The 26105-nt window shown below is 62.7% G+C and carries 25 protein-coding genes; 8 read left to right on the forward strand and 17 right to left on the reverse strand.

Annotated features, from left to right (window positions below; all coding sequences use genetic code 11):
* Nucleotides 1–74: 74 nt before the first annotated feature.
* The 4 genes from hflC to FKM97_RS14530 form a co-directional block, all read right to left on the reverse strand.
* The gene (gene hflC / locus FKM97_RS14515) at nucleotides 75–1058 is read right to left on the reverse strand and encodes a protease modulator HflC (RefSeq protein WP_144293149.1); all 984 of its coding nucleotides are present in this window, start codon (nucleotides 1056–1058) and stop codon (nucleotides 75–77) included.
* The gene (gene hflK, locus FKM97_RS14520) at nucleotides 1055–2167 is read right to left on the reverse strand and encodes an FtsH protease activity modulator HflK (RefSeq protein WP_144293150.1); all 1113 of its coding nucleotides are present in this window, start codon (nucleotides 2165–2167) and stop codon (nucleotides 1055–1057) included. The genes hflC and hflK overlap by 4 nt, the downstream gene beginning before the upstream one ends.
* A 146-nt stretch (nucleotides 2168–2313) precedes the next feature.
* The gene (locus tag FKM97_RS14525) at nucleotides 2314–3423 is read right to left on the reverse strand and encodes an S-(hydroxymethyl)glutathione dehydrogenase/class III alcohol dehydrogenase (protein WP_144293151.1); all 1110 of its coding nucleotides are present in this window, start codon (nucleotides 3421–3423) and stop codon (nucleotides 2314–2316) included.
* Nucleotides 3424–3606: 183 nt separating this feature from the next.
* Entirely contained in the window at nucleotides 3607–5082 is a 1476-nt protein-coding gene (locus tag FKM97_RS14530) for a catalase (protein ID WP_144293152.1), read from the reverse strand.
* 101 nt (nucleotides 5083–5183) lie between these two features.
* On the opposite strand from FKM97_RS14530, the gene FKM97_RS14535 reads away from it, so the two are divergent.
* The 6 genes from FKM97_RS14535 (at nucleotide 5184) to FKM97_RS14560 (ending at nucleotide 10910) form a co-directional block, all read left to right on the forward strand.
* Nucleotides 5184–6080: a LysR substrate-binding domain-containing protein gene (locus FKM97_RS14535; RefSeq protein ID WP_144293153.1), complete on the forward strand. Its 897-nt coding sequence runs from the start codon at nucleotides 5184–5186 to the stop codon at nucleotides 6078–6080.
* 123 nt (nucleotides 6081–6203) lie between these two features.
* Nucleotides 6204–7184, forward strand: a complete 981-nt coding sequence (locus FKM97_RS14540; RefSeq protein WP_144293154.1) for an aliphatic sulfonate ABC transporter substrate-binding protein — start codon at nucleotides 6204–6206, stop codon at nucleotides 7182–7184.
* Between the two features lie 5 nt (nucleotides 7185–7189).
* A complete protein-coding gene (locus tag FKM97_RS14545; protein WP_144293155.1) occupies nucleotides 7190–8035 on the forward strand; it encodes an ABC transporter permease in 846 nt (281 codons plus the stop codon).
* A 9-nt stretch (nucleotides 8036–8044) separates the two neighbouring features.
* Nucleotides 8045–8836, forward strand: a complete 792-nt coding sequence (locus tag FKM97_RS14550) for an ABC transporter ATP-binding protein (RefSeq protein WP_144293156.1) — start codon at nucleotides 8045–8047, stop codon at nucleotides 8834–8836.
* A gap of 35 nt (nucleotides 8837–8871) precedes the next feature.
* A complete protein-coding gene (locus FKM97_RS14555) occupies nucleotides 8872–9387 on the forward strand; it encodes an OsmC family protein (protein WP_144293157.1) in 516 nt (171 codons plus the stop codon).
* The gene (locus tag FKM97_RS14560; protein WP_144293158.1) at nucleotides 9384–10910 is read left to right on the forward strand and encodes a malonate--CoA ligase; all 1527 of its coding nucleotides are present in this window, start codon (nucleotides 9384–9386) and stop codon (nucleotides 10908–10910) included. Before FKM97_RS14555 ends, FKM97_RS14560 begins: the two co-directional genes overlap by 4 nt.
* Nucleotides 10911–10923: 13 nt before the next feature.
* Here FKM97_RS14560 and FKM97_RS14565 read toward each other — a convergent pair whose 3' ends face one another.
* Both FKM97_RS14565 and FKM97_RS14570 read right to left on the reverse strand, forming a co-directional pair.
* Nucleotides 10924–12318 carry an MFS transporter gene (locus FKM97_RS14565; RefSeq protein WP_144293159.1) on the reverse strand — a complete coding sequence of 465 codons (1395 nt, stop codon included), beginning with the start codon at nucleotides 12316–12318 and terminating at the stop codon, nucleotides 10924–10926.
* A 94-nt stretch (nucleotides 12319–12412) separates the two neighbouring features.
* A complete protein-coding gene (locus FKM97_RS14570; protein ID WP_144293160.1) occupies nucleotides 12413–13120 on the reverse strand; it encodes a fumarylacetoacetate hydrolase family protein in 708 nt (235 codons plus the stop codon).
* A 182-nt stretch (nucleotides 13121–13302) separates the two neighbouring features.
* Between FKM97_RS14570 and FKM97_RS14575 the strand changes: the two genes are divergently transcribed.
* Nucleotides 13303–13698 (forward strand): hypothetical protein, encoded by a 396-nt coding sequence (locus FKM97_RS14575; RefSeq protein ID WP_246105092.1) that lies wholly within the window; start codon nucleotides 13303–13305, stop codon nucleotides 13696–13698.
* A gap of 106 nt (nucleotides 13699–13804) precedes the next feature.
* Complete coding sequence (locus FKM97_RS14580; RefSeq protein WP_144293161.1) at nucleotides 13805–14605, forward strand: crotonase/enoyl-CoA hydratase family protein; 801 nt, start codon at nucleotides 13805–13807, stop codon at nucleotides 14603–14605.
* Between the two features lie 59 nt (nucleotides 14606–14664).
* Here the strand turns inward: FKM97_RS14580 and FKM97_RS14585 are convergent, their stop codons facing one another.
* The 11 genes from FKM97_RS14585 to FKM97_RS14635 all read right to left on the reverse strand — a co-directional run bounded on the left by FKM97_RS14585 (nucleotide 14665) and on the right by FKM97_RS14635 (nucleotide 26095).
* Complete coding sequence (locus FKM97_RS14585; RefSeq protein ID WP_205015069.1) at nucleotides 14665–16278, reverse strand: GMC family oxidoreductase; 1614 nt, start codon at nucleotides 16276–16278, stop codon at nucleotides 14665–14667.
* A gap of 21 nt (nucleotides 16279–16299) precedes the next feature.
* The gene (locus FKM97_RS14590; RefSeq protein ID WP_144293163.1) at nucleotides 16300–17004 is read right to left on the reverse strand and encodes an ABC transporter ATP-binding protein; all 705 of its coding nucleotides are present in this window, start codon (nucleotides 17002–17004) and stop codon (nucleotides 16300–16302) included.
* The gene (locus FKM97_RS14595; RefSeq protein ID WP_144293164.1) at nucleotides 16991–17767 is read right to left on the reverse strand and encodes an ABC transporter ATP-binding protein; all 777 of its coding nucleotides are present in this window, start codon (nucleotides 17765–17767) and stop codon (nucleotides 16991–16993) included. The genes FKM97_RS14590 and FKM97_RS14595 overlap by 14 nt, the downstream gene beginning before the upstream one ends.
* Entirely contained in the window at nucleotides 17764–18762 is a 999-nt protein-coding gene (locus FKM97_RS14600; RefSeq protein ID WP_144293165.1) for a branched-chain amino acid ABC transporter permease, read from the reverse strand. The genes FKM97_RS14595 and FKM97_RS14600 overlap by 4 nt, the downstream gene beginning before the upstream one ends.
* Nucleotides 18759–19640: a branched-chain amino acid ABC transporter permease gene (locus tag FKM97_RS14605; protein ID WP_246105093.1), complete on the reverse strand. Its 882-nt coding sequence runs from the start codon at nucleotides 19638–19640 to the stop codon at nucleotides 18759–18761. Before FKM97_RS14605 ends, FKM97_RS14600 begins: the two co-directional genes overlap by 4 nt.
* The gene (locus tag FKM97_RS14610) at nucleotides 19631–20461 is read right to left on the reverse strand and encodes a VOC family protein (RefSeq protein ID WP_144293166.1); all 831 of its coding nucleotides are present in this window, start codon (nucleotides 20459–20461) and stop codon (nucleotides 19631–19633) included. Before FKM97_RS14610 ends, FKM97_RS14605 begins: the two co-directional genes overlap by 10 nt.
* Before the next feature lies 1 nt (nucleotide 20462).
* Nucleotides 20463–21257: an enoyl-CoA hydratase/isomerase family protein gene (locus FKM97_RS14615; protein ID WP_144293167.1), complete on the reverse strand. Its 795-nt coding sequence runs from the start codon at nucleotides 21255–21257 to the stop codon at nucleotides 20463–20465.
* Entirely contained in the window at nucleotides 21254–22387 is a 1134-nt protein-coding gene (locus tag FKM97_RS14620) for an acyl-CoA dehydrogenase family protein (protein WP_144293168.1), read from the reverse strand. The genes FKM97_RS14615 and FKM97_RS14620 overlap by 4 nt, the downstream gene beginning before the upstream one ends.
* Nucleotides 22388–22438: 51 nt before the next feature.
* On the reverse strand, nucleotides 22439–23635 hold the full coding sequence (locus FKM97_RS14625; RefSeq protein ID WP_144293169.1) for an acyl-CoA dehydrogenase family protein: 1197 nt from the start codon (nucleotides 23633–23635) through the stop codon (nucleotides 22439–22441).
* A gap of 91 nt (nucleotides 23636–23726) precedes the next feature.
* Nucleotides 23727–24455, reverse strand: coding sequence for an SDR family NAD(P)-dependent oxidoreductase (locus FKM97_RS14630; protein WP_144293170.1), 729 nt, complete (start codon nucleotides 24453–24455; stop codon nucleotides 23727–23729).
* Nucleotides 24452–26095, reverse strand: a complete 1644-nt coding sequence (locus FKM97_RS14635) for an AMP-binding protein (RefSeq protein ID WP_144293171.1) — start codon at nucleotides 26093–26095, stop codon at nucleotides 24452–24454. The genes FKM97_RS14630 and FKM97_RS14635 overlap by 4 nt, the downstream gene beginning before the upstream one ends.
* Nucleotides 26096–26105 lie beyond the last annotated feature (10 nt).

The following is a 26105-nucleotide window of genomic DNA, read 5'->3' on the forward strand; positions in this document are numbered from 1 at the left end:
ATTACGCTGTCAGGCGCGGGAACCGTAAGTCAAGGACCCGTGACCTGTACCGGTCACGGGCCCCCTCATGCTCTTTACTGCGGCGCCGCGCTGCTGTTGGGCACGCCCATTGTAGCACCGGACGCCGGCGGGGCCATCGTTGCCGCGCCACCTTCTGTCGCCACGGGCGAGCGGGTGGCACCCGGAGTGGCGCCGTTCTCGCTCTTGAAATATTCGAAGAACTCCGTATCCGGCCGCAACACCAGCGTGGTGTTATTGCCTTGTAGGCTCTTTCGATACGCCTCGAGCGAGCGGGTGAAGGCGAAGAACTGCGGCGCCTGATTATAGGCATCCGCATAGATCTGCGTCCGCTCGGCATCGCCCTGACCGCGAAGGATTTCGCCGTCACGCTGGGCTTCTGACACGAGGATGACCGCGGTTCGGTCTGCCTGGGCGCGGATCTGCAGGCTGCGCTCGGTACCGACGGCCCGGATCTGCTCGGCCTCGGCCAGTCGCTCAGCACTCATGCGATCATAGGTGCTCTGCAGCACCTCGGGCAGGAGATCGGTCCGCCGGATTCGCACATCAACCACCTGGACACCGATTTCACGGGCTGCAGGGATCATGGCGTCCCGGATCTCGACCATCATCTGCTCACGCTCCTGGCTGAGCGCTGCATCGAAGGAACGCTTGCCGTATGTCGCGCGCAACGCGGCATCGAGTGATGTCTCGAGACGATCCTGCGCATCCTGCTGGTTTGCCTCCACCGCCTCGCGGTAGCGACGGGCATTGTCGATCCGGTACATGGTGATCGTGTCGACGAGATAACGGCGGCCGTCGACAACCTGCACCCGCTTGTCGTTGCTTTCGAAGAACTGCAGCGGCCGCGGAATATAGACCACGCTCTCGATCACCGGGAGCTTGAAGTACAGCCCTGGTTCGTTGATCTCTCGCTTGATCTCACCGAACTGGACGACGAGGGCGCGTTGCCGTTCATCGACGACGAATGTCGAAGCGTAGACGACGAGCACGATCACTGCCAGGACGATGACCGCAATGTTTCGGAAGGTTGTGTTCATTGGGCCGCTCCCGTGCTCGATGTGCCGGTGGCGGGTGCGCTCCGTCGATTCTGGATCTCAGGCAACGGCAGGTAGGGCACCACGCCGGAACCGGCGCCCTCCTCCATGATCACCTTGTTTGAGTCTCCCAGAACCGTTTCCATGGTTTCGAGGTAGAGCCGCTTACGGGTCACGTCCTCGGCCTTCCGATATTCCTGCAGCACCTCGAGAAACCGCTTTGAGGAGCCTTCCGATTCGGCGACGACGCGGCCCTTATAGGCCTCGGCCTCTTCGTGGATCCGAGCCGCCTCACCGCGCGCCTCGCCGAGCCGCCGGTTGGCGTACTTTTGAGAATCTTCGATGAAGCGCTCTTGATCCTGCTTCGCCCGCTGCACCTCTTCGAATGCGTCCGACACAGCAGCTGGCGGATCGGCGCGCTGGATATTCACGCTGCTGAGCTGGATGCCGGCATTGTAGCTGTCAAGCGTCGCTTGCATCTGCCGCTGAACCGCTTCCTGAACCTCGCCGCGACCTGTGGTGCGAACCACCTCTGCAGTTGTCTGCCCCACCACGTCGCGCATCACGCTCTCCGCCACCACGCGCACGAGCGCCTGCTGATTGGAGATGTCGAAGAGATATTCCCTCGGATCATTGATCCGCCACAAGACGGTGAAGCCGATGTCGACGATGTTCTGGTCGCCCGTGAGCATCAGTCCGGCATCATCGCTCCGGCCCGCGGTCAGCGAGCCGACGCTCAACTGTTGGGTACGCAGAGCCGGAACCGTCTCGACGGTTTCGAAGGGCCAGAAGATGAAATGGAGCCCCGGCGAGGTCTGGCCGGGCTCAGCCTTACCGAACAGCAGTTCGACGCCGACCTGGTCTGGCTGCACGCGATAGGCTGCATTCCAGAAATAGATCGCAACCAAAGCCACGATGATCGCGATGCCGAACAGCTTGTTCGATCCGCCGCTGCTTGGGATGATGGTCTTAAGGCGATCCTGGCCTCGCTTCAGGATCTCTTCCAGATCCGGTGGCGTATTGCGGTTTCCTCCGCCGCCACCTTGAGGACCTTGCCCCCATGGTCCGCGGCCACCGCCCTGCCAGCCACCGCCTTGATTGCTCCAAGGCATTATTGTCTTACCCTTCTCTGCTGTGAGGCAAGCGCCGACTGACGGCGCAAGCATGCGTGGGTGATATAGGGGAACGGGGGTTCCAAGTCCATGCCGAGCGAGGTCCCGGAACCATAGATTCCCTGTGAGTTTCCGCGCCGGCCCGCCTAATACACGACCACCGAGCGAATGGACCTTCCGTCATGCATCAGATCGAAGGCGTTGTTGATCTCTTCCAGCGGCATCGTGTGGGTGATCATTGGATCAATCTGAATTTTCCCGTCCATGTACCAATCCACGATCTTAGGCACGTCGGTGCGGCCCCTGGCGCCGCCAAAGGCACTTCCGCGCCATGAACGACCGGTGACGAGTTGGAAGGGTCGCGTCGAGATTTCTGCCCCTGCCGGCGCTACGCCGATGATGATCGATTGGCCCCAGCCTTTGTGGCAGGCCTCGAGCGCCATACGCATCACCTTCACGTTACCGATACACTCGAACGTGTAATCCGCGCCGCCTCCAGTCAGGTTGACCAGATGCGCGACCAGATCGCCGTCGACTTCGCTGGGATTGACAAAGTGGGTCATCCCGAAGCGTGTCCCCCAGTCTTTCTTGTCGTTGTTCATGTCGACGCCCACGATCATGTTGGCGCCGACGAGTTTCAGCCCTTGCACCACGTTGAGCCCGATGCCGCCCAGTCCGAAGACGATGGCATTGGCCCCTGGCTCGACCTTGGCGGTATGGATGACGGCGCCAATCCCCGTCGTCACGCCGCAACCGATGTAGCAAACCTTGTCGAACGGGGCGTCCTCCCGGATCTTGGCGACCGCAATTTCGGGAAGCACCGTATGCTGGGCAAAGGTTGACGTGCCCATGTAATGGTGGAGCTTCCGGCCATCCAGCGAAAATCGGCTGGTGCCGTCGGGCATCAATCCTTGACCCTGGGTCGAGCGGATCTTCTGGCAGAGGTTGGTTTTCGGGTTGAGGCAATATTCACATTCCCGACATTCCGGCGTGTAGAGCGGAATGACGTGATCACCCGGTCTCAACGATGTTACACCGGGACCAACCTCCAGCACGACGCCCGCGCCCTCATGCCCGAGAATAGCCGGAAACAGGCCTTCGGGATCGTCGCCTGACAATGTGAAAGCATCCGTATGGCAAACGCCGGTGGCCTTGATCTCGACAAGGACCTCGCCCGCTTTTGGTCCTTCAAGATCGACTGTCACGATTTCCAGGGGCTGACCGGGGGCAAGCGCGACAGCGGCGCGTGTCTTCATAGATGGGCTCCAAATCCGGGAATGTCTCTCGTTGCGCCGGACATTGCCAGCGACCGGACGTGTTCGCAAGCCTGCAGGATCAAAGATCCTCTTTCGCCGGAAGATCCCGTGAGAGGGAGAGAACGATCCACGCTTCGTCAGCGGAAAGGGGGCGGCGGGGGCGCGCGCCCCCGCCGCCTGTGATCACTCTGCCGCCTGGGACGGCAGCAATTCGCTCATCTCGATGCCGACGCGGCGCGCTACGCCTTCGCCATAGGCTGGGTCGCAGCGATAGAAATGCACCACCTGACGCTTCAGGATCTCCAACGGCACGCCCTGCATGGCGGCCGCCAAATTGTCGAACAGGCGCTCCTTCTCCTCGGCCGTGAACAACCGGAAGAGATTGCCCGGCTGGGTGTAATCGTCATTTCCGAGACGATGATTGTAGCGATCCGCATCGCCCGAAATCTTCAGCGGCGGCTCGGCGAAGCTCTGATCCTCCACGGGTCCCCCGAACGAGTTCGGCTCGTAATAGGCGTTCGGATTTGGATTGGTGTCCGTGAAGAAGCGCATCGGTCCATCCTTGTGATAATGATGAACTGGGCACTGGGCGCGGTTGACGGGCAGATGCTCGTAATGTGTTCCCAGGCGGTAGCGATGGGCGTCCGCATAGGAGAACACGCGGGCCTGCAGCATCTTGTCCGGCGAGAAGCCGATCCCCGGCACGACGTTGGAGGGCGAGAACGCCGCTTGTTCGATTTCGGCGAAGTAGTTCTCAGGATTACGATTGAGTTCCATCACGCCGACCTCGATCAGCGGATAATCCCCGTGGGGCCAAACCTTCGTGAGATCGAAGGGATTGTACCAGGTCTTCTCGGCATCGAGCTCCGGCATCACCTGCACATACATCTTCCAGCGTGGGAAATCGCCGCTATCGATGGCTGCGAACAGGTCCTCCTGATAGGACTCCCGGCTACGGCCAATAATTTCCTCCGCCTGGGCATTGGAATGGTTCTTGATGCCCTGTTCGGTGCGGAAATGGAATTTGACCCAGAACCTCTCCTTCGCCGCATTGATGAAGGAGAAGGTGTGCGAGCCGAAGCCATGCATATGGCGCGGGCTCTGCGGAATGCCGCGATCGGAGAACAGGATCGTGACCTGGTGCAGGCTCTCGGGCGAGAGGGACCAGAAATCCCACATGGCCGTTGTCGAGCGCAGATTGGTCTTGGGATGCCTCTTCTGTGTGTGAATGAAGTCGGGGAACTTGTAAGGGTCGCGCACGAAGAACACAGGCGTGTTGTTGCCGACGAGGTCCCAATTGCCCTGGTCGGTGTAGAATTTCAGCGCAAAGCCGCGCACGTCGCGCTCGTGATCCGCGGCGCCCAGTTCACCGGCGACGGTTGAAAAACGCGCCAGCATCGGCGTCTTCTTACCCACCTGGAAGACTGACGCTGAACTGTACTGGGTAATGTCATGGGTGACCGTAAGCGTCCCAAAGGCGCCCCAACCCTTGGCATGCACGGGACGCTCCGGAATGCGTTCCCGGTTCTGGTGAGCGAGCTTCTCGATCAGCTGATAGTCCTGCATCAGCAGCGGTCCACGCTCGCCTGCACTCAATGCATTCTGGTTATCCGCGATCGGCGCACCCGCCGTCGTCGTCAATGTCGGACGCTCCGCCATCTGCTCGCTCCTGCTCTCTGTGAAATCTAGAGCGGTTCTACAAAGCGAGTTCCATCAGGTCAAATTGCAAAATCTTGAATGTGTGATAAGAAATACTGATCATGCCTACCTTGAAACAACTTCGCTACCTGGACGCTCTGGCCACACATCGCCATTTCGGCCGTGCCGCGCAGAGTTGCCGGGTCTCGCAACCCGCTCTGTCCATGCAAATCGCCGATCTGGAGGCGGAGCTCGGTGTGATTGTGCTAGAGCGTCTCAGACGCGAACTGGTCTTCACCGCGCGTGGTGCGGAGATCGCCACTCGGGGGCGCGACATTCTGACCGCCGTAAACGATCTCGTGGATTTCGCGCGCCAGAGCGAGGGGCCTCTTGCCGGCACCTTGCGCCTGGGCGTGATCCCTTCGGTCGCACCCTATTTGCTTCATCGGCTGCTGCCCTTGCTGAAGCGCGACTATCCCGGTCTGGGCCTGACGCTTTATGAGACTCAGACAACCTCCCTGCTGCTTGAGCTGCAGCAGGGCCGAATCGATGCAGCCCTTCTCGCTCTGCCTTCAGAGATGGAAGGGTTGGTCGAAATGGTTCTTTTTGACGATCCCTTTCTTCTGGCGCTTCCGGCTGATCATCCCCTGGCAAGCCTGGAGACTGTTTCCCCTCAGGATTTGGAGGGTGAGAGGGTGCTTCTGCTCGAACAGGGCCACTGTCTGCGGGACCAGGCGGTCTCCTTCTGCCGTGGCCTTGGCATCGTCGAGCTTGATGGTCTCGGGGCGACCAGCCTCTCGACCTTGGTGCAGATGGTCGCCAATGGCTATGGAGTGACGTTGCTGCCGAGGCTGGCGGTGCAGTCTGAAATGCGGGATCCCTGCAGCATTGTGGTGAAGTCATTTCGGCAGCCTGCGCCACAGCGCAGACTGGGTCTGGTCTGGCGAAGCACCTCGCCCCGCGCACCGGACTTCGAGGCCATGGGACGGCTGATCCAGCAGACCGCAGGAGATCCCTGACGCAATGGCGCCACATTTTCCTTGACGGCGCATTCGGGCCCGTTCTTTATAACGAACAAATACTGTCCTGCATTAAAAACAACTTGTGATCCGGGCATCGTCGGATCCTGAGGGAGCACCATCATGATCGGTCTTGTTCGTCGCTGGGTCTTGGCCTCGGCCCTCGCTTTAAGCCTTCTGCCCACATCGTTGGCGATGGCGGAGGAAAAGCTGTCGGATTTGAACATCGACTGGGCGACATATAATCCGGTCAGCATTGTTCTCAAGGATCAGGGGCTGCTTGAAAAAGAGTTCGCCGCTGACGGGACGACCATCAATTGGGTGCAGTCCGCCGGATCGAACAAGGCACTCGAGTTTCTCAATGCGGGATCTCTTGATTTTGGATCCTCTGCTGGTGCGGCCGCGCTCATCGCCCGGATCAATGGCAATCCCGTGAAGGCCATCTATGTCTATTCACAACCTGAATGGACGGCGCTGGTCACCAGCAAGGATAGCTCGATCAAGTCCGTGGCTGACCTCAAGGGCAAGTCCGTCGCCGTCACCCGCGGGACCGACCCGCATATCTTCTTGGTGCGGGCGCTCGCTGATGCCGGCCTTACCGATAAGGATGTCCGTTTCGTGCTGCTGCAGCATGCCGATGGCCGCGCCGCCCTCATCCGTGGTGACGTGGACGCCTGGGCGGGCCTCGATCCGATGATGGCCTCCGCCGAGCTCCAGGACGGCGCACGTCTCTTCTACCGCAAAGCCGAGGCCAATACTTGGGGTGTCCTAGATGTCCGCGAGGAGTTTGCGGCCCAACACCCTGAAGCAGTGGCCCGCGTGCTGAAGGTCTATGAGGAAGGGCGCAAATGGGCACTTGCCAATCCCGATAAGGTGGCGGAGCTCCTGTCGAAGGCGGCGCGCATTCCGCTCCCCGTGGCGCAAAAGCAGCTTCAGGAGCGCACCAAGCTCACCTATAACAAGATCGGCGCGGAGCAACGTGACTCGATCCTGGCGGCAGGCAAAGCCTTGCAGCAGGCCGGGGTCATTGCTGCCGATGTCGATGTGACAGCCCAGGTCGACGCTCTGATTGACGACACCTTCAGCCGCGATCTGACGAACTGAGGACGATGTCTCTGACAACGGATGCCGGCCGTCGGACGGACCTAGCCCTGCAGACCGCGCCGGCCTCCGGCACGGCGCCTTCGCGTGCCCCCTGGCGGGGAATGGCACTGAGCCTGATCATCCCTGTCCTTGTGGGGGCGAGCTGGGAAATTGCGGTCGCCTCGGGATGGGCCCAGGGACGGCTGATGCCGCCCCCGAGCCGCATCTTCACGACGCTCTATGACCTGGCCGTCCATGACCAGCTCTGGCTGCATGTCACGGTGACTTTGGCAAGGATCGCCGCAGGGTTTGCTTTCGGTGTCTTGGCCGGCACGATCCTCGGCGCGATTGCGGGCTATTCCACCCTCGCCCGCCGCATGCTGGATCCGACCCTCCAGGCCTTGCGGGCGGTGCCCTCCATTGCTTGGGTGCCGCTCTTCATCCTCTGGTTTGGCATCTTCGAGACGAGCAAGGTCGTACTGATCGCGGTTGGGGTGTTCTTTCCCGTCTATCTCGGGGTCATGGCGGCAATCGCCTCGGTCGACCGAAAAGTGGTCGAGGTCGGCCGGATCTTTCGTCTGAGTGGCCCGGCTATGGTCCGTCGCATTCTGCTGCCGGCGATCCTGCCCTCCTATGTCGTCGCCGTGCGCTCAGGCCTCGGCCTGGGATGGATGTTCGTGGTCGCCGCTGAGCTGATGGGCGCCTCCGAAGGTTTGGGCTACCTCCTCTATGACGGCCAGCAGCTCGGCAAGCCGGATCAGATCGTGGCCGCCATTCTGGTTTTTGCCGTCCTTGGAAAGCTGACCGACAGTCTCATCGTTTTCCTGACCCGGCCCATGCTCGCGTGGCAGGACGCCTTTGCCGCCCGCTGAGGAGCTGTCATGCTGATTCTCGATCGATTGGAGAAGACCTACCCGAACGGCACCCATGCCTTGGGCGGAGTGTCCCTGTGTGTGGACTCAGGAGAGATCGTGCTCGTGGTCGGCGGCTCAGGCTGCGGGAAGTCGACGCTTCTGCGCCTCATTGCCGGCCTCGACCAGCCCACGGCCGGGGTCGTGAAAGTCGACGACCTCCTTATCGACCGCCCTCATCCGGCGGTGGGCATGGTGTTTCAGGAGCCGCGGCTTCTGCCCTGGCTGACCATCTCGGGAAATATCGGCTTCGGCCTCGACGATCTTCCGGCGCGCGAGCGCGACACCCGGATCGAGCGTGCCTTGGGCCGTCTCGGCCTGACCGGATATGGCGATCGTTGGCCGCGCGAGCTGTCCGGCGGCCAGGCGCAGCGCGTGGCGATCGCTCGGGCTCTGGTCGCAGGGCCCCAGGTGCTGCTTCTGGACGAGCCATTCTCGGCCCTCGACGCCTTTACCAGAGCAAGTCTGCAGGATGCTCTGCTCGCCCTTTGGGAAGCTCAGCGTCCGACTTTGGTGATGGTCAGTCATGATGTTCAGGAGGCAGTGGCTCTTGCCGACCGCATCGTCATCATGCAGCCGCATCCCGGCCGGATCTTCACCGAGATTGCGGTCCCTCTATCCAGGCCGCGGGATCGACTGAGTGACGAATTCGTCGTCATCGAACGTCAGGTATTGCGCGCGCTTGACGGCTCCCTTAAGCCCTTGGATCAGGGCGCCGGGCAATCACTGGAGGCACCGATCGGTGCGGGCGGCTGGTGGTGAACATCATCCGCTGACAACAAGGCTCAGGAGAACACATGGACGCCGATCAACTTCGCGCCCTGCAGGCGCCGCTGAAATCCCGCTACAAGGATGCTCCCGACGCGGCCCGCATCACTCTCACGGCGCGCGGTCAGCTCGATGACCAGTCCATCGCTTGCAAGGTTGAGACCGGGCGCGCCATCGCCATGGCGGGCCTGCATCCTGCAACCGGCGGCACCGGGGCTGAACTGTGCTCCGGCGATATGCTGCTGGAAGCCCTCGTCGCCTGTGCTGGCGTCACTTTGAAGGCTGTTGCGACCGCTCTGGACATCCCCCTGCGCTCCGGCACCGTCACCGCCGAGGGTGATCTCGATTTCCGCGGCACTTTGGGGGTCGATAAGGGGGCGCCCGTCGGTTTCGAAACGATCCGGCTGCGCTTCGACGTCGACACGGACGCGCCCCAGGATAAGATCGATACACTTCTGAAACTCACTGAGCGCTATTGCGTCATTTTCCAGACCCTGTCGCACAAGCCCGAACTCAGTGTCGAAATGCGAAACGGAGCACAATGAGCGGCAACGCCAATCTCTTTGCGCTGTTTGAGGAACGCTTCCGGCAGGCTTCAGACAGCCCCGCTTTCTCCCAGCCGGGGCGGGCACCCGTCACCTATGGCGCACTCCTGACCCTGGTTGGGCGTTATGCCAATGCCCTGCGCGAGCTGAGCGTTGAAACCGGTGATCGGGTCACGGTGCAGGTCGAGAAATCGATCGCCAACGTCGCGCTCTATCTCGCGGTCATGAAGGTGGGTGCCGTCTACCAGCCCTTGAACACGGCGTACACGGCGGCCGAGGTCGATTATTTCGTCGGCGATGCCGAGCCTCGGCTGATCGTAACCGACCCCTCCCGCCGCGCTGCCATGGAAGATCTTGCCGATCGCCGCGGCGTCGGGGCCGTCGAGACGCTGGATGCGGAGGGCGGAGGCTCCCTTGCCGAATTCGCCGCCGATCAGCCGAGCACGGCGGACACCGCCTTCCGTGACCCTGACGATCTCGCCGGTCTGCTCTACACGTCAGGCACCACGGGCCGCTCCAAGGGTGCCATGCTCACGCATCGCAACCTGTCCTCCAATGCCGTCACTCTGAAGGATCTTTGGGGGTTCGAGCCCGGAGACGTCCTGCTGCATGCTTTGCCGATCTTCCACGTGCACGGCCTTTACGTGGCGCTGAACACGGCCTTTCTGAACACCTCCGAGATCATCTGGCTGCCGAAATTCGACGCCGCCCAGGTCGTTGCCGAGTTACCACGGGCAACGGTCATGATGGGGGTGCCGACCTTTTATACCCGCTTGTTGAACGAGCCCCGCTTCACGGCCGAGGCCGCCCGCCACATGCGCCTCTTCATCTCGGGGTCCGCCCCGCTTCTGGCCGAGACCCACCGCGAGTTCGAGCAGCGGGTCGGCCACCGCATCCTCGAGCGCTACGGCATGACCGAATGCGGCATGATCACGTCGAACCCCTACCTCGGCGACCGGCTTGCCGGCACGGTGGGTTTTGCCCTGCCGGGGGTCGAGGTGCGCATTGCCGACAAGGAGGGCCATGCCCTGGCGGCGGGCGAAGTCGGCATGCTGGAAACGAACGGCCCCAATCGCTTCAAAGGCTATTGGCGCATGCCCGAAAAGACGGCCGAGGAGATCCGCCCAGACGGCTTCTTCATCACCGGCGACCTGGCTGTCATGGACGAAGCTGGCCGCGTGACGATCGTCGGACGCGGAAAGGACCTGATCATCTCCGGCGGCTTCAACGTCTATCCCAAGGAGATTGAAAGTCTTCTCGACGAGTTGCCGGGGATTGGCGAATCCGCAGTCATCGGCGTGCCCCATCCTGATTTCGGTGAAGCGGTCATCGCGGTCGTGACGCCCAAGACCGGTGAGGCCGTATCCGAGAGCGAACTGATCACCAGCCTGTCGGAGCGCCTTGCGAAGTTCAAGGTCCCCAAGCGCATCTTCACCATGGATGAACTTCCCCGCAACACCATGGGCAAAGTCCAGAAGGCGGAGCTCCGAAGAGTCCACGATACCCTGTTCCGCAAGGTTTGAGATCTGCTGGCCGTTAATGGGCTATGTCTCTGGCTGGCCTTACTTTGAGGCTGACGCCGGCGGCCACCAGTCCGAAGGCTCCTGCGATGCCGAACACCCAGACGGCTGCCTGCAGCATGTCTGCGCGCAGAAGCTCCTGGGTCAAGCCGGATTTATTGGCCACGAGGCCGGCCAGTGCGGCGCCGATGGCATAGCCCACCGACTGCAGCGTCGGCACCAACCCGGAAGCCTGGTCACGCTCCTCCGGGAGGGCGGCGTCCATGATCGCCTGCGCGATATAGGCATAACTCATACCGAACCCCACCCCGATGATGATGAGGCAGGCGATGACGGCCCCAAGCTCGCCACTGATCATGGCCAAGGCCAGTCCGCCCACACCCACCGCATTCAGCGTCACCCCGGCCACAATGGCGGCGCGTCGCTGTTTCGGTCTCAGCCACTGGGCCGCCAGAAGAGCCGAGCTGCTCCAGGCGATCGCGATGATTGCGCCGATGGCGCCTGCGATGCTGGGCCCAAGCTCCCACAGCATCTGCACGAACATCACCACATAGACCCCGGCTGCGGCCTCTGACAGGAACATCAGCAGCGTGGTCCAGAAGCCCGCCCCGACCGGATTGCGCCAGTTGAGGGCCCCCGTCGGGATCATTCGGTTGGCATAGCGCCGGTCCGCCAAGCCCACTGCGACCAATATGGCGGCGCCCAAACCCACCAGCGCCACAGCACCGAGTGCGGGTACGATGCCCGCCGCCGCGATCATCATGATGCCGAGACCCAGCGCCAGCAGTCGGAACAGCGGAAAACCGCCTCCCGCACCGCTCGGTTGCGAAGGTACGATCAGCACAACCAGCCCGATGAAGGCAAGCCCCAAGGGCACGTTGATGAGGAAGGCGGCGCGCCACGAGATGAACTCGGTGGCAAGGCCGGCGAGGAACGGCCCACCAAAAGCGGCAACCGCCCACACCATGGCCTCGACGCCGAGGACCTTGGGGATCAGCCGGCTTGGAAACAGCTCGGGAACGAGCGCGTAGCAGACGGCCGCGATCACCCCTTCTCCCAATCCCTGCAGTCCCCGTCCGATGAGGACTTCGACCATGGACCCGGCAACGCTGGAGATGACAATGCCGGCCAGGAACACCACTGCCGAGGCGATGAGCGCATGCCGTGCGCCGAATTTCTGCTTGAGCAATGCGCCCGCCGCCCCGCCGATGATCGCCGGCACCAGATAGCAGGTGAACGCCCAGGAGATCAGCACCACGCCGCCGATTTCCCGCACGGCACTGGGCAGCGAGGTCGCCACGATGAAGGTATTGAATGCATAGAGCCCGACGCCGAGGCAGAGTGTCGTCAGTGCCGTTGCATTGCGCCGCTGCAGCAGGCTGCCCCAGTCGCTCGAGACGAAATCGGACATGCACAGCGCCCTCCGGATGGACGGGAAGCTGTAGCCGACCGCAGCTGAGGAAATCAATCTCTCTTAGAGAATCGGCAGCGGCAAAGCTGCCGGCTTAGATCACTCGCGTCCTCAGTTCACCGATGCCTTCGACGCCACCATGCAGTTCGTCGCCGCGCGAGACGGCCGCCACGCCTGCGGGTGTGCCGGTGAAGATCAGGTCTCCCGGCTGCAGCGTGAACAGACCGGACAGATAAGACACCGTCTCCGGCACCTTCCAGATCATCTGGTTGAGATTGCCCTTTTGCCGGAGCGTGCCATTGACCTTGAGCCAGACGGGACCCGAGGTCGGATGGCCGATGATCGAAGCCGGCATGATGTCAGAGCAGGGCGCTGAGGCCTCGAAAGCCTTGCCGGTTTCCCATGGCCGGCCCTGCTTCTTCGCCTCCCCTTGCAGATCGCGCCGCGTCATGTCGATGCCCACCGCATAGCCGTAGACATGTTCCAAGGCCGCATCGACGGGAATGTCGTCGCCTCCGGCTCCGATCGCGATGACCAGTTCGATCTCGTGATGCACGTCCTTGGTTCGGGTCGGATATGGGAAGTTTCCATCGTTCACGACGAGACAATCCGGGTTCTTCTGGAAGAAGAACGGCGGCTCCCGCGTCGGATCCCCGCCCATCTCCAGGGCGTGCTCGGCGTAATTGCGCCCGACGCAATAGATCCTGTGGACCGGAAATAGTTTTCCGGAACCGGCCACCGGAACGGCAGGAAGCGGCAGCGGCTCGAACACGTAAGTGGGGCTGTCGGATGGACCGTTCATGGCGTCGAGCTCCTGCGCAATTGCCCGCCCGCCAGCAGCGGACGACCATCCGATAAGCGATGGAAGCATGGATTGTCGAGCCCTTGTTTCGCACCCGTTCGATCATCCCGTGACGCGCGAAGTGGAACCGTCTTGGCAGTCAGCTGTTGCAGGGACAATGAAGAATACCGATGGAGGAAGCAATGCGCGGGCTTTTCACTTTATCCGTACTGACCTGCTTGGTCGCCATCCCTGGCGCGGCATTGGCGGGCCCCTGCACCGATCGCATCGCCGCGATCGAGAAGACGTTGAGTTCGAGGGATGCGGGCTCCGGTCCGACCAGCACGGGCTCCGCGAGCACCGCACCGGCACCCGGGACGGAGGCAACCGCGGCGATGAACGCGACCGTCGGCAATACGGCAACGTCGGCGGCGGACGTGCGCCAGCAGACGCAAGGCGGCGCCACGGCCAGCCAGGCGGCGACCATGAATGATCCCAAGCTGCTCAGTGACAAGGTTGCAGAGGCGAAGGCCGCCGACGCGGCGGGCGACAGCGCGGGTTGCACGAAGGCCCTCGACGAGGCCGAAACCATGATGTGACAGGAATCGACCGTTCCTGAAAGATCGGACAGCAGCAACCTGAAAGGTCGCCCTGCCTCTGGCTTTAGGCTAAGAGGCAGCAAGACCCATGAACCAGGAAAGTCTTATGTCCGATCTCATCCTTGAGCACCGCGACGGCGCGATCATCACGCTCACTCTCAATTTGCCGGAGGTCCGCAATCCGATCTCCGATCCCGACATGATCGATGCGCTGGAATCGGCCATGTGCCGATGCGATGCGGATCTTGAAATCCGCGCCGTGATCCTCACCGGTGCCGGTAGCGCGTTCTCCTCGGGCGGCAACTTGAAGAAGATGGGAGAGGCCGGCGGCCTCAATGCGGAGTTGCCTGCTGAGACACGCCGCAATTACCGCTACGGCATCCAGCGCCTGCCGCTCCTGTTCGAGGCCTTGGAGGTCCCGGTCATCGCTGCAGTGAACGGTCCAGCCATCGGTGCGGGCTGTGATCTGACCTGCATGTGCGATATCCGCATCGGCGGTGAGAGCGCAGCCTTTGCCGAGAGCTTCGTGAAAATCGGGATCGTTCCCGGCGATGGCGGAGCCTGGCTCCTGCCCCGCATTGTCGGCTTCTCGAAGGCCTGTGAAATGGCGCTCACCGGGGATCTGATCAAGGCACCCGAGGCGCTGGCCTGTGGCCTGATCTCCAAGATTGTCCCCGATGACAAACTGCTCGAGGAGGCGCATGTGATAGCCGCAAAAATCGCGGCGAACCCGCCGCACGCCATGCGCATGACGAAGCGGCTTCTGCGCGAGGCGTCCCGCAACTCGCTGGCCACGATCCTTGAGATGTCCGCCGCGATGCAGGCTCTGAGCCATGCCACGGCTGATCACAAGGAAGCGATCTCAGCCATGCTCAGCAAGCGCAAGCCGACCTTTACCGGCGACTGAGGCGTCTCGGTTCAGTGGCAATTTGCCCCCGTTCGTGGTCTTCGTGAACGCGGATACGGCTAACCTCGACCATCTTCGAGGATCATCGCTGCACCCTTTTCCCCGATCATGACCGACGGCGAGTTCGTATTTCCCGAAGTGATCCGCGGCATGATCGAGGCATCGACAACACGCAGCCCCTCGATGCCCCTCACCCTTAGGCGCTCATCGACGACCGCCATGGGATCGCTCTCGATCCCCATCTTCGCGCTTCCAACCGGATGGAAGATGGTGGTCGCGATCTCGCCCACGGCTTTGGTCAGCTCCTCATCGCTCTGGAACTGAGCCCCCGGCTTGTACTCCTCGGGTTGGTATCGGGCCAGCGGTGGCTGTGCCATGATCCGGCGTGTGAGACGCATGCTGTCGACCGCCACCTGCCGGTCTTCCTCCGTGGCCAGATAATTCGGGCGGATGGAGGGCGGAGCCGCCGCGTCGCGGCTCATCGCATGCACACTGCCGCGGCTTGAGGGACGCAGATTGCAGACACTCGCCGTGAACGCACCGAACGAATGCAGGCCGTCGCCCCATTTGTCCAGCGACAGGGGCTGGATATGGAATTCCAGATTGGCAGTCGCGTAGTCACCCGACGATTTGGCAAAGATGCCGACCTGCGAAGGTGCCATGGTCAAGGCGCCGCGGCGCCGGAACAGATATTCTAGACCCATTCCCGCGCGCCGCAGCAGGTTCGCATAATCGGTGTTCAGGGTTCGCACGCCGGACACCTTGAACACCGGCCGGATCTGGAGATGGTCCTGCAGGTTTTCTCCCACCCCCGGCGCATGATGCATCACTTCAATGCCCAGGGTGGAGAGCCGCTCGCCATCCCCGATTCCGCTGCGCTCGAGGATCACTGGCGAAGCGACCGCGCCGGCCGACAGCACCACGCTTGCGGCGGCCTTGGCATGGAAAACTTCACCGTCCCGCGAGAACACGACGCCGGTCGCGCGTCCATTTTCCAAAGTCACGCGGTCTACATGGACACCGGTTTCGAGACGCAGATTGGGACGGTTGAGAACAGGCTTGAGGAAGCCCCGGGCAGCACTCCAGCGTCGACCGAGTTTCTGGTTCACCTGGAAATAGGACGAGCCCTCATTGTCCCCGGTGTTGAAGTCGGAGATCTTGGCGATGCCGGCCGCCTCGGCAGCATCCCGCACGGCATCCAGGATCTCCCAGCTGATGCGCGGGTTCTCCACCCGCCACTCGCCTCCCGACCGATGCAGGGAATTGGGCGGAGCGGCGTGGTCCTCGTGTTTGAGGAAATAGGGAAGCACATCGTCCCAGCCCCAGCCCCTCAATCCGAGCTGTCGCCAGCCGTCATAATCGGCAGCCTGGCCGCGCATATAGATCATGGCGTTGATCGCGGAGGATCCGCCGATCACCTTGCCGCGGGGATAGGCAAGCGACCGGCCGCCGAGGCCCGCCTCCTCGCCGGTCACGAACATCCAGTCGGCGCGAGGGTTGCCGATGGCGAAGAGATAGCCCACAGGGATGTGGAACCAGATCCAGCGGTCATGGCCGCCCGCCTCCAGCACCAGGACCTTGTTGCGGGGGTTTGCGGAGAGGCGATTGGCCACGACGCAGCCGGCCGAGCCGGCGCCGGCCACGATGTAGTCGAATGAGCCGAGGTCACGCATCGCGTTGGCCATGAGGGGATCCTAAAGGGCGAGGTAACGCTGCTTGACATCCGCATTGGCATCCAGCGTCGCCCAGTCGCCTTCGAATACCACTCTTCCCGTGTCGATCACATACAGCCTGTCGGTGCACTGCTTGGCAAACCATAGATTCTGCTCCGACAGAAGCAGGCCCGCCTTGTTCTCGTTACACACGGCAACCACGTCGCGCGCCAATTGCTCGATGATCACCGGGGCGAGCCCCTCGGTCGGCTCATCCAGCATCATCAGCTTGGGCCGTGCTGCGATCGCCCGCGCGACGGCCACCATCTGCTGCTGTCCGCCGCTGAGCTGGCCGCCGAGCCGATCCTTGATGGGGACCAGCATGGGAAAGCGGTTGACCACCGCCTCCGGATCCAGCGCGGTCTCACCGTTGGCGACGCCGTAGCGGGACATGGCGATGTTTTCCAGCACTGTCACATGACCGAAGATCCGGCGATCTTCCGGGACCAGGGCGAGGCCCTTCCTCACGCGGGTGAAGCTCGGCGAGCGGCCGAGATCCTCTCCGTTCCAGGAGACGCGACCCTGCACCCGGGGACCGGCATTCATGATCGACTTGAACAGGGTGCTTTTGCCTGCGCCGTTGCGGCCCACCACCGCGACCCGTCCCCCATCCTCGACATTGATCGTGATGCCGTGCAGGATCTGGCTGTCGCCGTAGAAGGCGTTCAGGTTCTCAACTGTCAGCACCGTACATTTCCTTACCCAGATAGACATCGCGAACGGTGGGATTGGCGCGCACCTCCTCGATGGTCCCGACCGCGATGGTCTCTCCCTGGTTCATCACCAGAATGCGCGTTGCCAGACCGAAGATCACGTCCATGTCGTGCTCTGTCATGACCACCGTCATGCCGTTTTGGGCCCGAAGCCGCATGATCAGCTCGGTGGTGGCGATCCGGTCCGAGGGCGACATGCCTGCGGTGGGCTCGTCCAACATGAGGATGCGCGGATTGCCGGCGAGCGCGATCCCCAGTTCCAGGCGCTTCTTGTCCCCATGCGAGAGGAATTTCGCCTGAATGTCCCGCTTGCCCCACAGTTCCAGATCAAGCAGCTGACGCTCGACCTCCTCCATCGTCTGCCGCGAAGGGGCGACTTGGTACCAGGCCGGAGCGTTTTCCCCGCGGTTGCGGCGGCGCGCCTCGATGGTCACCACGATGTTCTCTGCGACTGTCACGTCCGGAAAGACCCGAGCCACCTGGAAGGTGCGGCCGATGCCGAGTTGGACCCGCCTATGGGCAAGCGTTGCCGTGATGTCGTGGCCGGCATATTCGATCCGGCCGCGTTCGCAGCGCACTTCCCCCGTCATCACCCGGAACAGCGTTGTCTTGCCCGCCCCATTGGGGCCGATGATGGCGAAAGTCTCGCGCTCCTCCACTTCGAGGCTGATGCCCTTCAGGACGTGATGGGATCCATAATGCTTGTGAATGTCCGCGACCTTGAGAAGCGTGCTCATGTGGCGTCCCCCACCGACTGGGGCATCGCCTCTGGAGTGCGGGACGACCGCGTCGCCCGGCGCCAGGCGGCCTGCAGGAGACCGACGACCCCATTGGGAGCGGCCAGAACGATGACGAGCAGGATCAGGCCGATCACGAGCTCGGCAAGCCCGACGAGGTCGCGTGTCAGATAGTTGATGACCGAGAACAGGACCGTGCCGATGATCGGACCGTAAAAGGAATGTGCGCCACCGAGGAGCGAGGCCAACATCGGCTGTGTCGAGTGGATCCAATGGGCCGATTCCGGCGTCACGATCTGCGCCCAGGGCGCATAAAGCGCGCCCGACATGGCGGCCACGCCGCCGGAGATGGTGAAGGCCAGCAGCCGGTACGCCGGAACGTTGACGCCCATGAACGCCGCGCGCTCCGGATCCTGCCTGATGCTGACCAGGACGCGGCCGAAGGGCCCGTGGCAGACGAGCCAGAGCAGGCCCGCAAGGAGGCTCGCCGCAACGCACAGAAACCAGTAATACGCAGTCCCCGAAGCCAGATTGATGGTGGCGAAACCGAAGTCCAGAGCGGGTCTGGGGATCGAGGCGAGCCCGTCCTCTCGGCCCAGCACCGTGCTGTAGCCGATGATGATGCGCAGCACTTCCGCTAAGGCCAGAGTAAAGATCGCGAGATGGATGCCGGTCGTCCGGCGCAGCAGAACGAGGCCGGTGAGCACCGCGACCGCTGCGCCCAGGATCCCGGAGCCCATGATCAGCAGCAGGAAGGGCACGCCCAGGGCGGTGCGCAGGGCATAGCCCGTGAGATAGGCGCCGATGGCGAAGAAGGCGGCATGGCCGAAGCTGGCAAGTCCGGTGAACCCGAACAGCAGGTTCCAGGACAGCGCAAACACAGCCTCGATCAGCACGAGGCCGGCGAGGAACATGATGCCCTGATCCGCCCACAGCGGCAGGGTCGCAAACGCCAGGGCGGCAGCGACCAGGGCGAGTATCTTGGCCGCTTTCATATCCGATGCGCTCCGAGCAGCCCTTGCGGCTTGGCCAGCAGGAAGGCGATGACGAAGATATAGGTGGCCATGCCCGGCATGTTGGGCAGGATCAGCGAGCTGCCGCTCTCGATGATGCCGAGCAATGCGGCGGCGATGAAGGCGCCTCGCACATTGCCGAGTCCTCCGATGATCACCGCCATGAAGGCGAGCAGCAGATAGCTCTCGCCCAGGATCGGCGACAGGGTCTGGTTGGCCAGCAAGAGGCCTCCCGCGAGCCCCGCCAGCATGAAGCTCACGATCACCGTGGCGGTCAGGGCGATCGGCACGTTGATGCCGAGGAGCCCCGACATCCAACTGTCATTGGCGACCGATTGCAGGAGCTTGCCGAGCCAGGTGCGATGGATCGCGAAATCCAGCAGGATGAAGACGATGAGGCCGGAAATAATGACGAAAATTGAATAGGTTGGAATAAACAACTGGCCGATTTCCACGGCCCCGTCCAGCAGCGGCGGCGGATTGACCGAGGCGTAGTCGACGCCCCAGATCAGCTTGACTACACCGGAACAGACGAGCAGCACCGCGAAGGTTGCGATCAGCATATAGGCTTCGTCCACATCGCGCAGGCGCCGAAGCACAATCTTGTCTGCGACATAGCCGAGGGCGCCCACCACGATCCCGCCGGCGAATGCGGCAGCGACGAAGAGCCAGAGTGAGGACGGATTGCTGCCGATGATCGAATACGAAACATAAGCACCGATCATGAAGAACGCCCCATGGGCGAAGTTCAGGATCTTGAGGATGCCGAAGATCAAGGTGAGGCCGGCCGCCACCAGGAACACGGCCATGCCCGTAGCAAGACCGTTGACGAGGGTGAAGACGATGTCGATCATTGCCATGGCGCGGAGACCTGCTTGAAGGTGACGCCGTTGCAGCCGATGCCGCCATGCTCGACGCAGAGCCCCTTGGCGCGCGCCCGCTCTTGCGCCGCCCGGAAATCATCCATTTCGATATGAAGACTGTCCAGCCGGTCGGGCCGACCCGACACATCTGGGACGAAGCGGATTTCGGAGCCTTCGAGCCCAATCCGCGCAATGCCGTCCTGCTCGACCACGGGACGTCCGATCACGGCGCCCCATTTGGCGGCGACGTCCGCCGGAGCCTTGACGGCCAGTTCTGCAACACGGATCGCAGTGAAGCCGGGGGCAGCCCGCCTCTGCCAATCCGGCCCGCCCGGATACCAGCCGCCGTCGAAGGGCCTGCCCTCGCGCTGCATGGAAAAGGAGAGGATCGCCGCACCCATGTCCCGGGGGTCGAGTTGCAGTTCGTGATAAGTGGGATAATCGACCGTACCGGCGAGCCTCACCCCTTCAGCCTCGATCCGGGCCGCATAGAGACGCGTATCCTCCACCTCGGTAATGACCATGTAGCCCCCCGGCCCGCGCCGTTCCAGAAACCGGCCGGCGGGTGTGTCGGCGCGCGTCGGGGCGACGAGTTCAAGGAACGTCTCGCCGATCGGCAGCTGCGCGCTGACAAGTCCGTGTTTGGCGAAGAATTCGGCCTGGAAGGGCGGTGGCGGCACATAGGCGATCCCGTAGCGGCTGAGATCGGCCTTGCCGTAGCAGACAGTGAGCCCGAAGACCTCCATCAGCGTATCGATCGCAGGTTCGAGCGCGGCCGTCATGAGGCAGATCTGGCGCAGGCGGATCCGATCGGCCATGTCAGCGCCCGGTGAAGATGGGCTTGCGCTTCTCGCGCAGCGCAGCGATCGCTTCGGCATGATCCTCGGTCTGGTTCGACAGGGACTCATAGGCCAGGAGAGCGTCCATGTTCTCCTGCGCGAACTTGCGCAAGCCGCGATTGATGCCGATCTTGGTGTAGCGGATCGCCTGGGTGGCGCCGCGCACCAGCCGACCGGCGATCTGGTCGACTTTCGCGTCGAGTTCGGCTGCCGGAACCACGTGATTGATGAGCCCCATCTGCTTTGCCTCGTCGGCGGTCAGCAGATCACCCGTCAGCAACAGCTCCTTGGCGCGCATGAATCCCACTACATAGGGCAGGATCGCGGCGGCTCCGTCGCCCGCGACCAGCCCCACCCGGACATGCGGATCCCCGAACCGGGCCGTATCGGTTGCAACGATGATGTCGCAGCCCAGCGCCAGCGTCGCCCCGAGCCCGATCGCGTCGCCATTCATGCGGCAGATCATCGGCTTGGGCAGCTCCAGCATCGAGAAGACGATGGCCTTCGCCTCTTCGATGATGTCATTGAAGCGCGCCGGCACGTCGATCATGCCCTGCAGCCAGGCGAGGTCGCCGCCGGCGCAGAAGGCACGACCAGCGCCTGTGAGGATCACGATGTCGCTGTCCTTGTCATCGGCGATCAGCCGGAACACATGCTTCAGCTCCGTGTGCAGCCCGGCATTGACGGCATTCAGCGTGTCTGGCCGGTTCAGCGTGATGGTTGCGATCCGGTCTTTGGTGGTGACGGTGAGTTCCTTGAAGTCCTGGAGGTTCATGCTGCTCCCTCGATCTTGTCGTTGAGGCGCATGTAGCGGGCGAGATGCCAGCTTCTGTCGCCATGGGTTTTTGAGATGGCTCTGAGCCTCTTGTAATGGTGCCCGACCGCATTTTCATTCGCCATGCCGATGCCGCCATGAAGCTGGATGGCATTGCCGCCGACGAATTCGCCCGCCTGCTCCACTGCCAGCATGGTCGCAGAAACGGCGCCGGCCCGCGCCGTGGCGCTGGCGTCGCTGAAGGCGAGTCCGCGAAAGACCATGGAGCGTGCATTCTCATGGGCGACGAACATATCGGCCAAGCGATGCGAGAGGCTTTGGAACGTGCCCAGCGCCCGTCCGAACTGGTGTCGCGTGCGCAGATGCTCAGCCGTCAGGTCGAGCGCGCCCTCCATGACGCCCAGCGCCTCGGCCGCCATCACCAGGCTGGCGCGGTCGCGCATCCGTTCCAGCAGATCGAGTCCATGCTCTGGAGAAGCGATCAGAGCGTCGGCTGCGAGTCTGACGCCGTCGAGCCCGAGATCGGCCGCCTTGCGGCCGTCGATCGTTCGATACCGTCGAATATCCAGATCCGGTGCGTCCGCCGTGACGAAGAACAGACCGATGCCCTCATCCATCTGCACCGAGACGATGAACGCATCCGCCGATGCGCCATCAATGACCATGATCTTGCGCCCAGACAGCACAAAGCCGTCGCTATGTGCCTTGGCCCTCGCCGTCACGGAGGCCAGCTCGTACCGCGACTGCTGCTCTTCGCTGGCGAGGGCGACCAAAAGCTCGCCGGCGACGATCTTCTCCAGCACTGAAGACCGTGCTGCAAAGTCATGGGCCGCATCGACGATGCCCGCACACAGAACTGCGGTCGAAAGGAAAGGCGCAGAGACCAGCCCCCGTCCCAACGCTTCGGCGATGATCGCTGCGTCCTCGAGACGTCCACCGAGCCCCCCGCCCTCCTCCGAGATCAGCAGCGCGAGCCACCCGAGCTCCGCAAAGATCTGCCAATGGGCGCGGGAGAAACCATCTTCGCTTCGTGCGGCCGCCAGCGCAACGGAGAACTCATGCTCTTCGCTTACGAAGCGGCGGACGCTGTCGCGCAGCAGGATCTGCTCGTCTGTCAGTGCGAATTCCAAAGTTCCGTCCCTGATTCATCTTTTCGTGGGCGCCGCCTGCAGCGCCGGCTCTTAGAGGCCATAGACCTGCTTGGCGATGATGCTGCGCTGGATCTCGTTGGCGCCGGCATAGATTGACGCCGCCTTGAGGAACAGCTGGCGCGCTGCGAGTCCCGCCACGTAATCGGGCGAATCCCCGGGCAAGTCGTTGGCTTGCGCCGTGCCCTCCTCGATCATTGCAAGGCCTTTGGCGCCGATCAGATCAGCCGCAAGCGCCGACAGCCTTTGTTGAATTTCGCTGCCGAGGATCTTGAGACCCGACGCGACCGACTGGCTCTTTGCGCCCCCGCCGCTGAACAATTCTCGCAAGACCGACCATTCGAGACCGTAGAGATCGATCTCGAGCTGGGCGATTTTCTGGCGAATATCCGGCAGGTCGACAACCGGAGCATCCCCTGCAGTCTCGGCCAAGGCGATCCGCTTCAGCAGCGCTAGGTCGCGCTTTGAACGCGGCACCTGGGCGTTGGAGACCCGCTCGTTGCCGAGCAGGAATTTCGCCTGGTCCCATCCCTGGCCCACCCGACCCAGCACATCCTCCACCGGCACCCGCACGGCATCGAGGAAGACCTCGTTGACGGTGTGGCCTTCATCGATGGTGATGATCGGCCTGACCGTCACACCGGGCGCATCCATGTCGAACATGAGGATCGACAATCCGCCCTTCTGCGGTTTGACGCTTGCGTCCGTGCGCGCAAGGCAGAACATCTTGTCGGCGAAATGCGCTTCCGTGGTCCAGATCTTCTGGCCGCTGACCACATAATGGTCGTCCTCCAGGATGGCCGTCGTCTTGACGGAGGCGAGATCCGACCCCGATGACGGTTCGGAGAAGCCCTGGCACCAGAAGGTCCGGCCCGCAAGGATGTCGTCGAGGAACCGCTTTTTGTGCGCTTCCGAGCCGAATGTATAGAGCAGTGGGCCGATGAGTCTCAGGCCGAAATAGCTGAGGAACGGCGCATCAGCCGCGGCGCACTCTTCTTCGAAGATGAAGATCTGCAAAGGGCTCCAGCCGGTCCCGCCATACTCTTTCGGCCAATGCGGTGCGACCCAGCCCTTCTCGTAGAGGATTTCGTTCCAGAGCTTCAGATCGGCCTTGGTCGGATGATAACCCTGGCGCGTGCGCCGCGCCATGTCGGCCGGCACCGCTGACCGCACAAAGGCCCGGACTTCAGCCCTGAACGCTTCGTCTTCGGAGGAGAATGTGAGATCCATCGTCTGCTGCCCTGCCCTTGCCGAGAACGCTAACCAAGCACCGTCAGCGGGTCAATAATTTTCGAATTCTAATTCGATTTTGTTTTTTGCATTAGTGAAACGTCCTGCCGCCGTCTACGACCAGTGTCGTTCCTGTGACGAAGCTCGATTCGGCCGAGGTCAGGAACAGGATGGCGTGTGCGATTTCCTCCGGCTCGGCGATCCGTTGCAGGGCATAGGTCTGCTTCGCCCGGTCTGCGAGCTTCTCCGGATCAGGATGCCAGTCCGAGACCATACGCGTGCGGGTCATCCCGGGACAGACGAGGTTCACCCTGATCTTTGGAGCGAGCTCTGCCGCCCAAACCTTTGACAACACGGCAACTCCGCCTTTTGTGGCACCATAGGCGGAGAGTTCGGCATAAGGCAGGAGGGCAGAACCGGAGCCGAGATTGACGATGGTTGCAGCCTCAGCTGCCCGCAGATGCGGGAGCACCGCCTTGGTCATCAGGAAGGGCCCGGTGAGGTTCACGGCCATCGTCTGCTGCCAAAGCGCCAGATCGGTGTCTTGCAGCTTGGCAACGGGAAAGATGCCGGCCGCATTCACCAATCCGTCGATGCCGCCCAGGGCATCCGCGGCAGCAGCCACTGCTTGGCGCACGGAGACCTCATCCGCCACATCCACCGCGACGGCGGTCCCCGACAGTCCGGCGAGGCCTGTTTGGTCCCGGTCGAGGAGCGCCAGACCAGCACCTTCCGCGGCGAACAACTCAGCCGTGGCCCGTCCGATCCCCGAGGCGGCCCCGGTGATGAGGATCCGCCGCCCTTTCAGCCGGCCGCTCATAAGCCCTCCGCCTCGGCGATCGCGCGCGCCGTCTGCCGCAAAACGTCCTTTCGCACCTTGCCGACGCTGGTGCGCGGCAACTCGCTCACGATCTCCAGCCGCTCGGGGATCTTCTGCATCGCCGTACCCATGCTCATGAGGTAGCGCTTGATCTCGGGGAGGTCGATGGTCTGTCCCTCGCGACAGATGACGAAGGCGCAGGCCGCTTCGCCCGTGCGCTTGTGAGGCATCGCGACAATGGCGATGTCGGCGATGGCGGGATGATTGAACAGGATGTCCTCGATCTCTTTCGGGCTGATATTCTCCCCCGCCCGAATGATGAGATCTTTCTTGCGTCCGGTGACGACGATGAACTCACCATCGACGATGCGGCCCAAATCACCCATGCGGAAGAAGCCATTCTCATCGAAGGCGTCTTTGTTATCGGCGGAATGGGCATAGCCCAGGAACATTTGCGGCGCCGTCGCGATGATCTCGCCCTCGTCACCCTCGGGAATGGGCGCGCCCGTAGCCGCATCGACGATCCTTGCATCCGCGAGCCAGATCTGTCCGTCAGTCACGGCCCCCATCTCCTGCAGCGCCTTGGAATTCACACCGGCGGTGATGCAGGGGACTTCCGTCGAGCCGTAGATGCGCGAGGCCACGCAATTTGGGAAGACGCGCGACGCCTCGCGGATGAGGTCCGGCGGAACCTGGGCACCGCCACAGAGGAAGAAACGCAGATCCGGCAGCCGCTCGCCCGTCTTCTTGGCCTCATCCACGAAGCCCTGAAGGAATATGGTCGCAGCGACGATGCCATTGACCTTCCACTTGGCCATCATCCCGAGGCCGAGGGCGGGTTCCCACACGTCCAGCATGACCGTCGTGACCCCGACCGTGAATGGCAGGCAGAGGGAATAGAGCGCGCCGGTGACATGAGTGACCGGAGACGGGTTGAACATCACATCTTGCGGAGTGAGCTTCAGGTGGGTGAGGCGGGCGCGGTTCTCCGCCTGCAGGCTGTTGTGGCTGTGAAGCACGCCCTTGGCCCGTCCGGTTGTGCCGGACGTATACATGATCATCTTCACCGCATCCGGGTCCGCCCCCGGCAGGATGGTGGTCGCCTCCGCTTCGCCGAGCAGGCTCTCATAATCGGCAAATTCGGCCGCCTCCGAGCGCACTACGACCACATCAACGGGGGTGTCGAGACTGGGCATCACCCGGCGCATCATCTCGCGATAGTCGAAATTGCGGAACGTGCCAGGGATGAAGATCAGCTTGCTGCGGCTGTCGCGCAGCATGAAGCTCACCTCCATATCGCGATAGATCGGCACCAGCGGATGAACGACCAGACCGGCCATGGCGGCAGCCAGATTGATGACCACCGCTTCGGACCAATTGGGCAGCTGAAAGGAGAGCGTGTCGCCGGGCCTGTAGCCACGCTGCACGAGAGCACGCGCAAGCCTTTCGGCCTGCGCGTGGAGCTCCCGCACCGTGAACGGACGATCGCGGTCGACGACCAGCACCCGGTCGGGAGTGGCCGCCAGCATCTCGGCACAATAATCGGCGATGGTCTTGTCCGCCCAGGCGCCTTCCGCCTTCAGTCTGCGCGCGCGATCGTCATCCCAGCGCAGATGCCAACCGCTCACATCCTGACGCATCTTTCGAGCC

Source organism: Rhodoligotrophos appendicifer (genome assembly GCF_007474605.1).
GTDB lineage: Bacteria > Pseudomonadota > Alphaproteobacteria > Rhizobiales > Im1 > Rhodoligotrophos > Rhodoligotrophos appendicifer.